The sequence below is a fragment of the Pseudomonas defluvii genome (assembly GCF_001695625.1).
In the GTDB taxonomy this organism is placed as follows: domain Bacteria; phylum Pseudomonadota; class Gammaproteobacteria; order Pseudomonadales; family Pseudomonadaceae; genus Aquipseudomonas; species Aquipseudomonas defluvii.
The window spans coordinates 28,240-43,580 of record NZ_MBPN01000022.1 but is presented as its reverse complement, the minus strand read 5'-3'; the positions used below and the strand labels follow the sequence as shown (position 1 = coordinate 43,580).

General features: G+C 62.0%; 12 protein-coding genes. 2 read left to right on the top strand and 10 right to left on the bottom strand.

What is annotated here, in order from left to right; translation table 11 throughout:
• Nucleotides 1-20: 20 nt before the first annotated feature.
• From rfbA to EKA13_RS08645, 6 genes are all read right to left on the bottom strand, one after another.
• Complete coding sequence (gene rfbA / locus EKA13_RS08670) at nt 21-935, bottom strand: glucose-1-phosphate thymidylyltransferase RfbA (RefSeq protein ID WP_065758986.1); 915 nt, start codon at nt 933-935, stop codon at nt 21-23.
• Between the two features lie 38 nt (nt 936-973).
• Nucleotides 974-2,038: a dTDP-glucose 4,6-dehydratase gene (gene rfbB / locus EKA13_RS08665; protein ID WP_065758985.1), complete on the bottom strand. Its 1,065-nt coding sequence runs from the start codon at nt 2,036-2,038 to the stop codon at nt 974-976.
• A gap of 43 nt (nt 2,039-2,081) precedes the next feature.
• Entirely contained in the window at nt 2,082-4,253 is a 2,172-nt protein-coding gene (locus EKA13_RS08660; protein WP_065758984.1) for a prenyltransferase/squalene oxidase repeat-containing protein, read from the bottom strand.
• Nucleotides 4,254-4,288: 35 nt separating this feature from the next.
• Nucleotides 4,289-5,503 carry a hypothetical protein gene (locus EKA13_RS08655; protein ID WP_065758983.1) on the bottom strand — a complete coding sequence of 405 codons (1,215 nt, stop codon included), beginning with the start codon at nt 5,501-5,503 and terminating at the stop codon, nt 4,289-4,291.
• Nucleotides 5,500-6,471 (bottom strand): acyltransferase, encoded by a 972-nt coding sequence (locus EKA13_RS08650; protein ID WP_065758982.1) that lies wholly within the window; start codon nt 6,469-6,471, stop codon nt 5,500-5,502. Before EKA13_RS08650 ends, EKA13_RS08655 begins: the two co-directional genes overlap by 4 nt.
• Before the next feature lie 399 nt (nt 6,472-6,870).
• Nucleotides 6,871-7,482 (bottom strand): TetR/AcrR family transcriptional regulator, encoded by a 612-nt coding sequence (locus tag EKA13_RS08645; RefSeq protein ID WP_065758981.1) that lies wholly within the window; start codon nt 7,480-7,482, stop codon nt 6,871-6,873.
• A 309-nt stretch (nt 7,483-7,791) separates the two neighbouring features.
• On the opposite strand from EKA13_RS08645, the gene EKA13_RS08640 reads away from it, so the two are divergent.
• Both EKA13_RS08640 and EKA13_RS08635 read left to right on the top strand, forming a co-directional pair.
• On the top strand, nt 7,792-8,289 hold the full coding sequence (locus EKA13_RS08640; protein ID WP_065758980.1) for a flavin reductase: 498 nt from the start codon (nt 7,792-7,794) through the stop codon (nt 8,287-8,289).
• Nucleotides 8,290-8,310: 21 nt separating this feature from the next.
• On the top strand, nt 8,311-8,868 hold the full coding sequence (locus EKA13_RS08635) for a chorismate--pyruvate lyase family protein (protein ID WP_065758979.1): 558 nt from the start codon (nt 8,311-8,313) through the stop codon (nt 8,866-8,868).
• Between the two features lie 26 nt (nt 8,869-8,894).
• On the opposite strand, the gene EKA13_RS08630 is transcribed toward EKA13_RS08635, so the two are convergent.
• From EKA13_RS08630 to EKA13_RS08615, 4 genes are all read right to left on the bottom strand, one after another.
• Entirely contained in the window at nt 8,895-9,254 is a 360-nt protein-coding gene (locus EKA13_RS08630) for an ArsR/SmtB family transcription factor (protein ID WP_065758978.1), read from the bottom strand.
• A gap of 384 nt (nt 9,255-9,638) precedes the next feature.
• The gene (locus EKA13_RS08625) at nt 9,639-11,078 is read right to left on the bottom strand and encodes an efflux transporter outer membrane subunit (RefSeq protein ID WP_065758977.1); all 1,440 of its coding nucleotides are present in this window, start codon (nt 11,076-11,078) and stop codon (nt 9,639-9,641) included.
• 4 nt (nt 11,079-11,082) lie between these two features.
• A complete protein-coding gene (locus tag EKA13_RS08620) occupies nt 11,083-14,169 on the bottom strand; it encodes a MexW/MexI family multidrug efflux RND transporter permease subunit (protein WP_065758976.1) in 3,087 nt (1,028 codons plus the stop codon).
• A gap of 9 nt (nt 14,170-14,178) precedes the next feature.
• Nucleotides 14,179-15,264 carry an efflux RND transporter periplasmic adaptor subunit gene (locus EKA13_RS08615; RefSeq protein ID WP_065758975.1) on the bottom strand — a complete coding sequence of 362 codons (1,086 nt, stop codon included), beginning with the start codon at nt 15,262-15,264 and terminating at the stop codon, nt 14,179-14,181.
• Nucleotides 15,265-15,341 lie beyond the last annotated feature (77 nt).

The following is a 15,341-nucleotide window of genomic DNA, read 5'->3' as shown; positions in this document are numbered from 1 at the left end:
GTCAGCGTTGACGAGCGGTATCAGGCGATCAACGCCTTAAGCACACCGTCATCGGCCGCCGCGGCAATGGACGCCAAGTATTGCCCGTAGCTGGTCTTCTTCAGCGCCGAGGCGCGCGCGAGCAACTGGGCCTGGTTGATCCAACCGTTCTGGAACGCGATCTCCTCCAGGCAGGCCACCTTCAGGCCCTGACGGCTCTCTATGGCCTGAACGAAGTTGCCAGCCTCGAGCAGCGAGTCATGGGTTCCCGTGTCGAGCCAGGCGAAGCCACGCCCCAGGACGTTGACGTTCAGTGTGCCGCGCTCCAGATAGGCGTTGTTGATATCGGTGATCTCCAGCTCGCCACGGGCCGATGGCTTCACCTGGGCGGCGATATCGAGCACCTGGTTGTCGTAGAAGTACAGGCCGGTCACCGCGTAGTTGGACTTCGGCGCCGTGGGCTTTTCCTCGATGCTGACCGCCTTGCCTTGCGCATCGAATTCAACCACTCCGAAGTGCTGCGGCTCGGCCACATAGTAGCCGAACACCGTGGCGCCGCTGACGCGGCTGGTGACCTGCCGTAGAGTCTCGCTGAACTGGGTGCCGTAGAAGATGTTGTCTCCCAGCACCAGGCAGACGTTGTCGTCGCCAACGAACTCCTTACCGATGATGAACGCCTGGGCCAGCCCGTCCGGGCTGTGTTGCTCGGCATAGCTGAGCTTGATGCCAAACTGGCTGCCATCGCCCAGCATGCGCTGGAAGCCCGGCAGGTCGGTCGGCGTGGAGATCACCAGGATTTCACTGATACCTGCCAGCATCAGGACCGACAGTGGATAGTAGATCATCGGCTTGTCGTAGATCGGCAGGGATTGCTTGGACACCCCCAGGGTGATCGGGTGCAGGCGGGTGCCCGAACCACCGGCCAGCAGGATGCCTTTGTACTTGGTCTTGTTCATGAAACAGCTCCCTTGAAACATGAATGAAGGTGTAAGGATCAGGCGGCGTTACCCAGGCGTTCCAGGCGGTAGGCGCCGTTGAGCACGCGCTGCCACCAGCCGCGGTTGTCCAGGTACCACTGCACGGTCTTGCGCAGGCCGGTCTCGAAGGTTTCCTGCGGAGTCCAACCCAGCTCGTCGGCGATCTTGCCGGCGTCGATCGCGTAACGCTGGTCATGCCCCGGACGATCGCTGACGAACTCGATCAGGTCGCTGTAGGCCCTCACGCCTTCCGGCTTGTTCGGCTGCAACTCCTCGAGCAGGGCGCAAATGCCCTGTACCACCTCGAGGTTGCGTCGCTCGTTGTGGCCACCGATGTTGTAGGTCTGCCCCACCGCACCACGGGTCAGTACAGTGTAAAGGGCACGGGCATGGTCCTCGACATGTAGCCAGTCGCGGACCTGTGACCCGTTGCCGTAGACCGGAAGCGGCTTGCCATGCAGCGCGTTGAGGATGACATGCGGGATGAGCTTCTCCGGGAAATGGCAGGGGCCATAGTTGTTCGAGCAGTTGGTCACCAGCACCGGCAGGCCATAGGTGCGCCCCCAGGCACGGACCAGGTGATCGCTGCCGGCTTTGCTCGCCGAATATGGCGAGCTGGGCGCATAGGGCGTGTCCTCGGTGAAGTAGTCGTCGGTCCCTTCCAGATCGCCGAACACTTCGTCAGTGGAAACATGGTGGAAGCGAAACGCTGCGCGGGCCTCTGGCCCCAGGCCGTTCCAATAGGCCCGAGCGACTTCCAGCAGGGTCGCGGTCCCCAGCACGTTGGTCCGCACGAACGCATCCGGCCCCTCGATGGAGCGGTCGACGTGGGATTCAGCCGCCAGGTGCATCACCGCCTGAGGCTGGAACTCGCTGAAAATCTGCTTCAACCGGGCCTTGTCGCAAATGTCGGCCTGGTAGAAGCGATAGCGTTCGGAATCGCAGACGCTCGTCAGCGACTCGAGGTTGCCGGCATAGGTCAGGGCATCGACGTTGGCCACCTGGCAATCGGTCTGTTCGATCAGATGACGGACCACAGCCGAGCCGATGAAGCCCGCACCGCCGGTAATCAAGATGTTCACGCAAGTACTCCTGTAATGAATGTGACGCGTCCGTTCAGTGGGTTCAGTTGACCAGGGCGACCCAGTACTTGCTGAGCGCCCCTTTGAGGATCAGCAGCGACTGGATGCAGGTGAAGCTTTCGTCGGTGGTCGCCGACGTAGTGTTCAGCGGGCCAAAACCGCCGTCCTGCTTCTGGTGCTGGGCGATCCAGGCTTGGACGCCCAGCACGTCGCGCGGGTGGGCATCGAGCAGGTACAGGGCGGCAACGGCCATGTAACTGCCGACCAGGCTGACCGCCTTGCCCGGGCGATAGAGGAACGCCCCTTGCGGTTGTTGCAGCCCTTGCAGCCAGGACACGGTGGCGGAAGGGTCGACCAGCTCGCGGTCCAGCGCATGCAGCAGCGACAGGGCCCGGTAGGTGGAGAAGGTATCCGGCGGGTTACCCGGACGGTTGGCGAAGCCACCGTCGGCGTGACGGCACGCCAGGATGAAATCCAGCAGCGCCTGCGGCTCGCTCGCCTGCGCCCCCAGCACATGTAGCGACAGCGCTGCCAGATTGCTGTGCCAGATGTCCGACTGGTAGCCCGGTACGTTGCCAAAGCCGCCATCGGCCTGCTGACATTGGTGCAGGTAGGCCACGCAGGCTTGCACCGCACGCGGTTCGCTACCCAGCAGGCGCAGGGAAATCACTGCGCAGTAAGTGGCGAAAACATCGCTGAGCTGGCCAGGCTGCTCGGAAAACCCGCCATCCACGTTCTGCGAACCCTGGATGCAGGCAACCAGGCTGGCGGTGTCGTCGATGTCCGCCTTGAGGGCATACAGGTCTGAGATCACATGCAGCGCTGAGAACACTTGCCAGCAACGGTCGGCGCGAAAACCTTGGGGCGCCATTTCCGCGGTCAGGCCATATGGCACTGCCAAGGATGCACGCGCCTGGCTAAGCCAGGCGAAATAGGCCGGCAGATCGACATCCAGCGCTGGCGATTGTCCAAGGTGAGGCTGTTCCAGCCGGCCGCGGTTGTTCACTACGCGCAGGATGCTGCCGTCGACCTTCGTCGGCGCCGATGCTTGCGGCAGGACTGCGCCATGCGCCCGCAGTGCGCCCAGGCAGGCCAACTGCCCTTCAAGGCTTTTGATATGCAGCGGCAGGTATGAAAGATTGCCAATATGGAACACACCCAGCTGTCGGGGCGGTGCCCAGAACTGGCGAATGAACGGCACGGTCGGATCGACCGGCGTCGACCAGAAATACCCCTTGCCGAGGAAGAACCCACCATGGCGGCTGTCATGGAAGTCGGCCAGCGCCTTGAGCAGTTGCTCACGATGCACGCTGGTCTCGCGCGGCTGCGCCAGTTCCAGGGCCTCGAGCAGCAAGGCCACGTCCAAGCTGGTCTTGATCGGGAACGGCGACTCATTGCGCTTGAACGAAGTCAGCCAGTCGGCGCCGACGCGCTGGTCGTAGCGCAGACGGTCCCAGTAACCGCCGTAGGCGCTGTCATGCAGGCGCTCGAGGGTGTCGTCGAGCAGCTTGCGCGCCAGTTGCAGCATTTCCTGGTGGCTGTTGGCCCGGGCCCAGCGCGCCAGTGCCGATACGGCACGGGCACGGCTGGCGGTCTGGCGTAGCGGGCCGGCGCCCAGCCCGTCGAGCTCTGCACGCACTTCGTCCTCGAGCTTCCACACATGCTGCTGCAGGTGCGCGGGCAAGGGGTTGTCGCCCTTGCAGGTGCACAGGCTGCACAGAAGGTTCAGCGCGGCGATGTCCAGCTCCAACGGCATAGGACCGTCGACGACTGTCGTCCAGTCGCTGCTGAGCACGCCGCCAAACAGGCGACTGTCGTACACCTGCTCCAAGCGCTGCAGAACACCCTTGGTCACCCCCTGCAGTCGGGCATCGTCACGCCGCTGGCGGCGGAACTCGAGCAACGCGCGCAGGGCGTCGAACTGCAGCGCCAGGGTCCGACAGCGACCGGACCCGTGCGCGTTCCAGTGCCGGTCGGCCAGCTCGGTAAACCCCTCCTGTTCGCCGTCGTGCAGCGCCAGCAGCCCGGCCAAGGCGAACTCGGCCTGCTGCTCGTCGCCATGATGGGTGAAGAACAAGGTTGCTGCCACCTGATCTTCCAGACGTTTGTCACTGCTGATGCGCAACGCGCCAGCCGCATCGGTGATGGCGAGAAAGCCACCCACTTCACGGTCCATCAAGGCGTCGGTCAAGAAGGTAAATGAGGTGCTGTGCATGGCACCCTCCCTGAAAATACTGTGGATGTTCACGCTTACTGCGCCAGGCTGAGGATCCGGCTGGCCGCACGCTGGGCGCCGAGCCCGTCAGGCGAGGCCACACGCTGGTGCGCGCCGAAGTAGCTGGGGATACCTGTGTCCTTGTCCAGCTCGGCATCGATCAACTCGGCGATGGTCGCGGCCTGGCAACCGAGATAGGTCGGGAAGCCAAGGCGTGCAAGGCGCTCGAGCGCTTCGGCTTCGTGGTACTCGGATTTCGACGGCAGCACGAACAGGGTCGGAATGTTCAATGCCGCGATCTCGGTGACAGTGATCCAACCTGGCGCCGACACCAACAGGCTGGCCTCGCGCAGCAGGCCCATCCAGTCCGGGTAATAAGGCACGCTGATGACACCCTCCCGTGGCGCGATGTCCTGGCGCCCGAGCAGTACCATCTTCAGTTCGGGACGCTCGGTGCGCAGTTTCTCGAACGCCTCCAGGTAAGCATTGAGCAGGCTCTGCTTGCTCTCGGCGAACATGGTGGTACCACTGATGGAGGCGACAATGAATGGTCCGTCGCCCAGGCCGAGGTCAGCCCGCACGGTTGAGGCGTTGGTCTGGCTGAAGTCGCGGATCATTGGTCCGACGAAGTGTGCCTTGCCTTCCTTCAGTGCGCTGGCCACCGGCGTACCGTTGTCCATCTCCGGGATGTACGGTTTGTCGGTCAGCACCAGCTGACTTTGTTCGATCATCCACGAGAACTGCTTGTGCAGGGCCTTGCGCGCACGCTTGAGGTCTTCGGTATTGAGCTCGAAACCACCTTCGCTCAGGTCCTGGTCGGTCAATTGACAGAGGGTGAAGTCATACCGCTCGGTGACGAACACCAGGGGCGTGCGACTGAAAATCGCCGCGAGGCAGGCTGCCATGTTGAAGTCGGAGATCACCACGCGTGGCTTGTGTTCCTCGATGATCGCCAGGTAAGCAAGCATGCGTTCGCTGGACAGGAAGGTGTTGGAAATATAGCCGGCAATGTAGCTGCCCCAGTCGAGCTGGCGCGACAGATTGCTCTTTTTTGAATAGTCCATCAGTTGCCCGGCCACATCAATCACATCGATGCCGGAGCTTTCGAACATCGGGGTGAACACATCCTGCAGCGAGGCCAGGGCGACCGTCAGTTCGATACCAGGATTGCGCTCGCGCAGGGCACGACCGATCGACAGCACACGCATGTTGTGACCAGATCCCGTGGGAGCGGGGGCGAACAGAATCATGCGACTTCCTCCTTGAGTTGAATGATGCCTTTGACTACGGATTTTGCGGGTACATCGCGGATGACGACGGCGTAGGGTTCGACCCTCACGTCGTCGCCCAGAGCAACGGGACCGACGATCAGCGCGCCGGCACCGATGTGGCAACGCTTGCCAATGCGGATCGGCGCAGCCTTCCAGGGCAGCGACCGAAAACCGTGATCATGGGACGAGGAAACCAGGGTGACATGGTCGCCGAGACAGCTGTGCGCGCCGATGCTGACACCGCCAGCGCCTTCGATGACCACCCCGCGCCCGAGCACGACCTGCTCGCCAAGGGTGATGCCGCCAAGCTCGTGCATTCCGCCAAGTCGGGTACTGCGCCCGATCAGCACGCAGTCCGCACCGACCTGCACCAAGGGGCCACCGCGAAGCTCGGCATCGATCAGCGCACCCTCCCCGATCCGCCAGGCGGCCAGTTGCGGATTGAGCTGGCGCACACGGTCCATCGCGCAGGATTCAGGGTCGAGGAAAGACGGCAACCCTTCTCGCTGGCGCTTGAGCACTTTCTGCAGCACAGGTGCAGGATCCGGCCAGCCATCCTCACGGATCTGCCGACGAGCAATGATCCGTGCGGGGCGACCTACGACGATGCAATCCTGTTCGACGTCCTCGTTGACCAGAGCGCCAGCGGCCACAACCGCACCGGCCCCAATACGCACACCAGGCGCAAGGGTGGCCCGGGCGCCAACCCAGGCGCCCCGCCCGATACTGATCGGACGCTCACGGGTACCACGGGCGACGACACCGGTGGCCAGCATGCCGCGATCGGCCACTTCCAGGTGCTCGAGATGGCAGTTGAAGCCGACGAAGCAACCTTGACCGAGGGTCACCCCTTCCAACTGGTTGCCAGCGCGAACCCAGGTCGCTTCGCCGATACAGCTGTCGGGCGAGACGCGCGTTCCTATTTCGACAAGCCATGTTGTCTGCATCACACACTCCCTTGCGTGTTCGGACACTGTCGTTGCTGCCGCCTGAGCGGTGCTTCTACCAGCGTCCTGCTTGCCAGTCCTTGGTGGGGCTCGCCCTGCTGAGCAGGGGGAAATTGAGCGGCCTTGCGAAGGAAATAATGTACTAGTCGATTAGTACTGTTCGCACATCCTAGTACATACAAATTGCCGAGGCAACACGTTTTCTGTGCTGGTCGTTAGAAAATTTAAGCGGGGCCAGAACACATGAAAATGTTTCGATTGTATGAAAAAAAGCAGAATTTAACGTGCAGCCTGCACATAAATGCACAGGCGTGACAAAGACGAGAGCAGCCACTCTAGTGGCTGAATCGAGGGAGGATAAACACAAGAGCTGGCCAAAGGCCAGCTAGAGAGTGGGCGTCAGTGCGCCAGGTGATGCGGAACGATGGTGTCCCAGGTGCCCATGGCATGGCCCGCCACTTTTTCCAGCGTGTCCCGTGGCGAGCCATCGCGTGCGACCATCGCCATCCCGCGCTGGACCACACCATAGTAATTGGCCACGCTCTCGCAATCGACGTGCTCACTGATTTCCCGACTGGCCTGACCAAGACGCAAGCGGTTCTTCAGCATTTCGAACGGTTTGCAGCGCAGCACCTTGAGTCCGACCCTGAGGTTGGGCAACGGTGACTTGAGATCGGTCTGGGTAACAAAGCAACCATGCGGTCGGTCCTCACGGGTCAGGCTTCTCGCGGTTGCCAGCAGGACGGCGTGGATCGAGTCCTGTGCCCGCTCGTATTTGTACAACTCGCTCCAGATCTCCTCGCCAACTGTCGACCAGTAGAGCTCCAGCGCTTCCAGAAACAGGTCTTCCTTGGAGCCGAAGGCGGCATAGAGGCTGGGGGACTTGATGTTCATCGCGGCCATCAGCTCATTCAGCGACGCCCCATCGTAGCCCTTGTCCCAAAACAACAGCATGGCTTTGACCAGCGCCTGGTGACGGTCAAATTCCCGGGGTCTTCCACGACCACTCATATCTACTTCTCCCTTCTCACAGCGGGTGGACCGCGACCAGGGCAGTCACAGCCCGAGATTTTAAAGCGTCATTCACATCCACCTGCGGCTCACGCGCCTCATACCACGCGGGTTTAACAGGCAATAGATAGACCGCGCTACAAAAATATTTGTATTGTACTAATACATCCGTACAATCAATGATATGCGTCCGCCAGAGGGGTCCGTCAACCCTGGCTTACAAAGTATCGACAATGGCGTACATGCATGATAGCTAAAGGTTTTTCGCTAAGGACTGCCACACTCAATCAATAATGGAGCGTTTCAGCAATGGATGTTGCCACTTACAGAAATGCCATGGCCCGACTAGGCGGCGCCGTCTCGATCATCAGCACCGACGGCCCCAGTGGCAGGCACGGTTTCACGGCCTCGGCGGTCTGCAGTGTCACCGACACTCCACCTACCCTTCTGGTGTGCATGAACAGCCAGTCACGCCAGCGCAGCAGCTTCGAAGAAAACGGCGTGCTATGCGTAAACGTGCTGCGCGGCGACCATCAGCATCTGTCGGGTATTTTCGCCAATAAACACCTGGACATGGAGCAGCGTTTCCTCGCTACCAAGTGGTCCACCGGCCAGAGTGGCGCACCGACGATGGACGAGGCACTGGTGTGCTTCGACTGCCGGATCAACGAAATCCACAGCGTGGGCAGCCACAGCATCTTCTACTGCCAGGTACTGAATATCGACAGTGCCCAGTACCCGGAAGGTCTGATCTATTTCGACCGCGCGTATCACCGGATCGCCGTGGCCAGCCAGCCAGCCGCCTGAGTTTTCCGGAGAACACGCGCTATGGACGATTTCTGGACTTCACTGCCGCTGCCTGGCCTCTGCGACGATCAGCATCACTGGCTGTTCGCCCCCGGGTCACTAACCCTGCGCCTGAAGGCGCTGGGTCAGTTCGGCCTGGAAGTGGCCGGGCAACGGGTCGCGCTTCCCGGACAGGGTGAAGCACGGGCTCTGGGCATCGCCCCGGGCCTGCCGGTCTGGATCCGCGAAGTGGCATTGAAGGTCGATGGCCAGGTCATGGTCTGCGCACGCAGCCTGACCCCCATGCACAATGACCTGCCGGCCTGGCCGGAGCTGGCGGGCTATGGCAACCAACCCCTGGGCAGCATGCTGTACACCTCGACAGCGATCCATCGAGGTGCTTTCGAGTGCCAGCGCCCGCAGGGCGATTCGCCACTGCTGCGCCTGGCCCAGTCACTGGGCCAGCCTTGCGTAGGCCTGCTGGCCCGCCGTTCGCGCTTCACGCGCGATGGCCAACCTCTACTGATTGCAGAATGCTTCGTGCCTGGATTCTGGAAACGGCTGCAGGAAACAGGCGCGCCGCTCAAGCTGGCGATCTGAGCCAGGGGCGCGCCCAGGAAGGCGACTCAGCCTTCCTCCAAACGTGCTTCGTTGTCGCGAATGACCTGCACGGTCTGCGGGTCATTCGCAACGGCTTCGAGCAGAGAGCTCAACAGCCCGGGGAAACGGCTCTCCAGGTCTTCGCGGCGAATCGACAGCAGGTTCTCGCGACCATAAGGGCGTTGCCAGATCACACCGCTGTCACGCAGGACACGCCAATGGTGGGTCATGGTCGATTTCGATGCCCCCTTGAGAATGCGCCCACAAGGGTGTTCCTCACCATCGGAAAGTACCTTCAGCACGGTCAGGCGCAACGGATTGCCAAGTGCTGTCAGGACGTTTTCCAGGCGGATCTGTTCAATACTGGGGTGGTTGGCAGTGTACATGCGATACCTCAATAACCTTACAAGGATCACCGCGTACTGAAGCATGGAAGCGCGTCGGCACAGCGGTTTCCTCGTATTGAACAGGTACGATTCCATGTCGCGCCCTTGGGGGAAAGCAATCTCCCATTGACCTCGGGCCGTCAGCCTATGGCTGCCTGCATCTGGAATCGCGACTGTTTGTTAGTACGAGCAATATAGGACTATACACCAGTTTTGCAGCGCTCCGTGAACCAGACACGGCAAACGTGCTACCGGAGGCCCTTGAGGCGCAACCCATTGAGCCTTGCAAAACAAAGGGTTGAAAACCATGCGAGCGGATGAAGGGATTGTTTCAAGGTGTAAAGCCGGCGCCAGAATGCAACCCTGGCGCCGGAAGACGGGCATCTACTGAACGTTCACTGACTCGGGCTGGTAACCACCGCCCAGTGCCGTCACCAGGCCCACTGCCAAGTCAATCTGCTTGCTGCTCAACAGGGCAAGACGCAGTTCGTCCTCAATCAATTGCTCCTCGATATTGAGCGAATCGAGGAAGTTGTTTTCCCCGACTTCAAACCGCTCTACAGCCAAGTCGAAGGAAGACTGGGCCGTATCGCGCGCAGTACGCTGCAGGCCGATCTGCCGGTTGACGGCCTGCAGTTCGGTCACCGACGTCGCGACCTGGTGCAACGCCGTGTTCAACGTGGCGTTGTAGCGGGCAATCGCCAGGTCCAGGTCGGCGTTGCTCTGTTTGAGGTCGGCACGCAGGCGACCGGCATCGAACAACGGCACGGTCACGGTTGGCGTGATGTTCCAGAACCGGCTGACGGTGTCGTTGAAACTGTCGCCAGACATGGCATGGATACCGCCTGCGGCACGCAGGTTGATGTTGGGATAGAAACGGGTCTTCACCGAGGCCACCGTGCGAGACTCGGCCTCAACCCGCCAGCGGGCCGCGACGATGTCTGGACGCCGCCCAAGCAGTTCGGCCTGCAGGCTCTCCGGCAGCGCCGCCTCGGTGCTTTTCAGCGGCTTGGGCCGGACGATGTCGCGGGCACCGTCAACGCCCGCGCCGAGCAGGGCCGATAGCTGCAGGCGGGCAATTTCCACATCGCTGCGCGCCCCCAGCAGGCTCGCCTCGGCGCGCGCCACCAGGCCATCGACCCGCTGCAGCTGGGACTTGTTGTCCAAACCGTTATGGAAGCGGTCACCGGTCAGGCTCTGCAGGTTGCGCAAACGCTTGAGATCACGCTCACTCAGGTCGACCACGTCCCAGGCATAGGTCAGTTGGTTGTAGGCCTTGACCACGTTGGCGGCCAGCAGCAAGCGCGCCGACTGCAGCTCGACCTCCGCGGCCCGGGCCTGGTTGACCGAAGCCTCCCAGGCACTGCGCTTGCCGCCCCACAAGTCAAGGTCGTAGTCGAAGGTCACGCCCAGGCTGCGCACACTGACATAGCGATTGCCCTGTCCGGCGAAGTCCTCACTGCGCGACAGCCGCGAGCGGGAAACACCACCTGCGGCATCGACCTGTGGAGCACGGTCGGCGTCGTAGTATTCCTGATAGGCGTTGGCCTTGTCCGCCCTCGCCCGCACTTCCTGCAATCCGGGGTTGCTCGCCCAGGCCTTGGCCACCAGACGGTCGAGCTGGGCATCGGCATACTGCTGCCACCAATTGTCGGTCGGCCAGGGCGCGGCTGGCAGCCGCGCGTCGGCCAGGGACGCCGAAGGCGCTCCCTCGGGGGTCAGCAGGGTCTGACGATGGTCGATGCCGGCGTAGTTCACGCAACCACCCATTACCACCAGGGCCGCCAGCGACAGCGGCCGTGCACATCGTGTCATTTTCAACATTGGATTATCCCCGCGCCGCGGCATCGATGACCTGGCCGTCGTGCTCCGCGACGGGCAGCACCTTTGGCTGCCTGCCAGTGCTCAACAGGCTGTAGACCGTCGGCAGGATGAACAGCGTGAACAAGGTGCCGATCAACATGCCGACGACAATCACAAGGCCCAAGCCGAAGCGGCTGTTGGCACCCGCGCCGGTGGCGAAGATCAACGGTGCGAGCCCCACCACCATGGCCGCAGTGGTCATCAGGATTGGCCGCAGGCGCACCTCGGCCGCATGCCGGATCGCCTCCAGCTTGCCCATGCCGTGCTGCATCTGCAGTTCGTTGGCGAACGCTACCATTAGGATGCCGTGCTTGCTGATCAGCCCTATGAGCGTGATCAGGCCGATCTGCGTGTAGATGTTCAGCGAGGTGTAGCCCAGCGCCAGCGGCAGCAGCGCCCCGCAGATCGACAATGGCACACTGATCAGGATGATGAACGGGTCGATGAAGCTTTCGTACTGGACTGCCAGCACCAGGTAGATGATGACCAGGGCGAAGGCGAAGGTCAGCACCAAGGTGTTGCCCTCCTGCACATATTGCCGGGTATCGGACTGCCAGTCGTAGGTGTAGCCAGCCGGGAACTGCCTGGCCTGCTCGCTCAGGAAGGCCACGGCGTCGCCCAGGGTCACGCCTGGCATCGGGATGGCCTGGAAGGTCGCGGCATTCTGCTGGTTGAACTGCGGACGCAGGTTCGGCTCGACTTTGACCTGGATGGTAGCCAGGGTCGACAGCGGCACCAGGTTGCCATGCTGGTCCTTGACGTAGTAGCGATTGAGCGCCTCGGGGGTCAGGCGGTCCTGGGGCACCGACTGGGGAATCACATCGTAGGAACGGCCATGGTAGGCGAACCGGTTGACGTACTTCTCGCCGATCAGGCTGTTGAGCGTCCTGCCGATGTCGCTCATGCGGATACCCATGGCATTGGCCTTGGCCCTGTCGATCTGAACCTCGACCACCGGGTTGTTGAAGTCAAGGTCGCTGTCGACCACAGCGAACAGGCCGCTACTGCGAGCACTGGCCTTGAGCTTGTCCATTACGTCGAACAGTAATTGGTAGTCCTGGTCGCTGCGCACCACCATCTGTACCGGCAGGCCACCTGTGGAACCTGGCAGCGGCGGCATCTGGAAGACGAAGATGCTGGTGCCTTCGATCTGGCTCACCCGTTGCTGTAGCAGTGGCTGGATCTGATTGGCACTGCGCTCGCGCTTGTCCCAATCCACCAGGTTGATGCCGCCGACACTATTGGACAAGCCGTCGGTACCGTTGGCCACCCAGTCGCTGTAGCCTTCGGGGAATTCCTGGAACACCTCGTGGAGCTTCTGGGAAAACGCCTCGACATAATTGATGTTGGCATGCTGCGGCGCCTTGATCGCGGTCAGCAGGATGTTCTGATCTTCCAGCGGGGCCAGTTCGCTCTGCGCCGACTTGTACAGCACTGGCAGGCTGAAGAAGATCACCAGGGCGATGGCCAGGCTGATCCAGCGCATGGACAACGACATGCCCAGCAACTTGCCATAACGCTCGGCCAGCCAACTGAAGAAAGCCTCGGCCCTGCGCGCCATGTAGCCTTCGCTCGACTTGGCATCGAGCAGGCGGGTGCTCATGATCGGCGACAGCGTGAGGGCGACGATGCCTGATACCACCACCGAGCCGGCCAGGGTCAGCGCGAACTCCTTGAACAGCGTCCCGGTCAGCCCCCCCATCAGACCAATAGGCGCATACACCGCCGCCAAGGTGAAGGTCATCGCCACCACCGGGCCGGCCACCTCACGGGCGCCGAGCAAGGCCGCCTCGAACGGTGTCTTGCCTTCTTCGATGTGACGGTGAACGTTCTCCACCACCACGATGGCGTCATCCACCACCAAGCCGATCGCCAACACCATCGCCAGCAAGGTCAGCAGATTTAGGCTGAAACCGAACATCTGCATCAGCACCGCTGCACCCAGCATCGACAGCGGAATGGTCACCAGGGGAATCAGCACGGTGCGGAAGGTGCCCAGGCACAGGTAGATGACCAGGACCACGATCACCAGTGCCTCGACCAGGGTATGGGTCACCTCGTCGATGGAGGACTGGATGAAATGCGCCACCTCGAACGGGATCTGCACCTTGACGCCTGGCGGCAGGGTCTTCTCGATTTCGGGGATCAGTGCCTTGACCGCGTTGACGATGGTCAGTGGGTTGCCGGTGGGAGCCGCGTCGAGGCCCAGGAACATCGCCGGGACCGCGCTCATCGCACCGCTGGTGTCGAACGACGCGGCGTTCAGCTCCACGGTACCGACGTCGCGCACCCGGATGATGTTGCCGTTGTCGTTGCGCAGGACCATGTCCTTGAAGTCGTCGACGCTGCTCAGGTCGGTGTTGACCCGCAGGTTGCTGACCACATACAGGCCCTTGACCTGGCCGGGCGCGGCCTGGAAGTTGTTTTCCTTGATCGCATCCGCCACGTCCTGGCCCGTGATGCCGTAGCCGGCCAGCAAGTCCGGGTCAAGCCACAGGCGCATGGACAGGGTCTGCCCGCCCAGCACGTTGATCTTGGCGACACCATCGATCCCCGAGAACATCGGCTCGACCACTCGCGAGATGTAGTCGGCCACTTCGGGCATCGACAGCTGCTCGCTGGAAAACGCCACGTAGGCGACACTGGTGAAGCCGCCCGAGGTGCGCTCGATCACCGGGTCATAAGCTTCTTCAGGCAGCTTGTAACGGATCTGGTTGACCTTGGCCATCACCTCAGTCAGAGCATTGATCGAGTTGCTGTTGAGCTGCATGCGCACGGTCACCAGGCTCTTTCCCTGGGTAGAGGTGGACGACAGGTAGTCGATGCCTTCGACCGAGGCCACGGCCTGGCTGATCGGTTGCGTCACGAAGCCTTGCATCAGCTCCGACGAGGCGCCGGGGTACTGGGTAGTGATAGTGATGGTAGAGGTTTCCAGCATCGGGTACTGACGCACCGGAAGCTTGCTGAAAGCCATGATCCCGAACAGCAGGATCAACGTGCTGACCACCAGCGCCAGCACCGGGCGGCGCAGGAAAATATCAGTGAAATGCATGATCGCTCCTCAGCGCTGGACGTTCAGTCGCACCGTGTCGGTCACGGGCTCAATGGCAACGCCGTCCTGCAGTTTGATCTGCCCGGACGTCACCACCTCTTCACCGGCCTGCAACCCCTTGAGCACCACCGCCAAGCCATCGCGACGCTCGCCGATGCTGATGTTCTTGCGCCGCACCTTCTTCTGGCCATTTTCCTCGTAGGTGACGAAGACGCTCTCGCCATAGGCGTTGTAGGTGATCGCGGTCTCCGGCACGACCAGCTCGTCCTTGCCCGGCAGTTGCACCTTCACCTTGGCGTACATGCCCGGGCGCAGCTTGTCCTGATGGTCTTTGAGCAGCGCCTGGACACGAATCACATGGGAATTGTTGACCTGCGGATCGATGGCGCTGACCACGCCTTCGAACGTCATGCCGCCCCAGGCATCGACCGCCACTTCCACGGCCTGCCCCTTGACGATGCTGGCACTGTCACGCTCGGACACGGTGAAGTTGACCCGCAGCCCGTTGAGGTCGGTGAGCGTGGCCAACGGTCGGCCAGCCTGGACGTAGTCGCCCAGGTGAACCTGGCGGATGCCCAGCTCGCCGGAGAATGGCGCCCGGATGGTCTTCTGCGCGATCTGCGCCTGGATGTTCTCCAGGTTGCCCTTGGCCGCATCGAACTGCGCCCGTGCGCTGTCCAGCGCCCGCTGGCTCTCGGCACCATTGCGCGCCAGCGCCTGCAGCCGTGCGTAATGGGTCTTGGCGGCCTCGAACTCGCCACGCAGACGGGTGAGCTCACCCTCCTCCGGCGAAGTGTTGAGCCTGACCACCACATTGCCCGCCTTGACCCGGTCGCCCGAGTCGAAGGCCAGCGCCACCACCTGCCCACTGACCTCGGCCGACAGCAGCACCTGCTGGCGAGCCTCGATCTGGCCGATGGCGACCTGGTAATAGGTGTACGGCACTTGCCGGACCAGAGCCAGTGCCGCGGGTACCAGTGCAGGGGCGGGCGCCGGTTCCTCTCCGTGAGCCATGTAACGCAGCGTCAAGCCGCCCAGCACAGCAAGCGTGACCACCGACGCCGTTACCTTCCCTAGATAGTGTTTCGCCCGCATGACTTACCCCCTGTCGCCTCTTACGGCGACCGCCTGGAAATTCAACATTTAAAAAACTCCAACCTGCATCAGCCCTG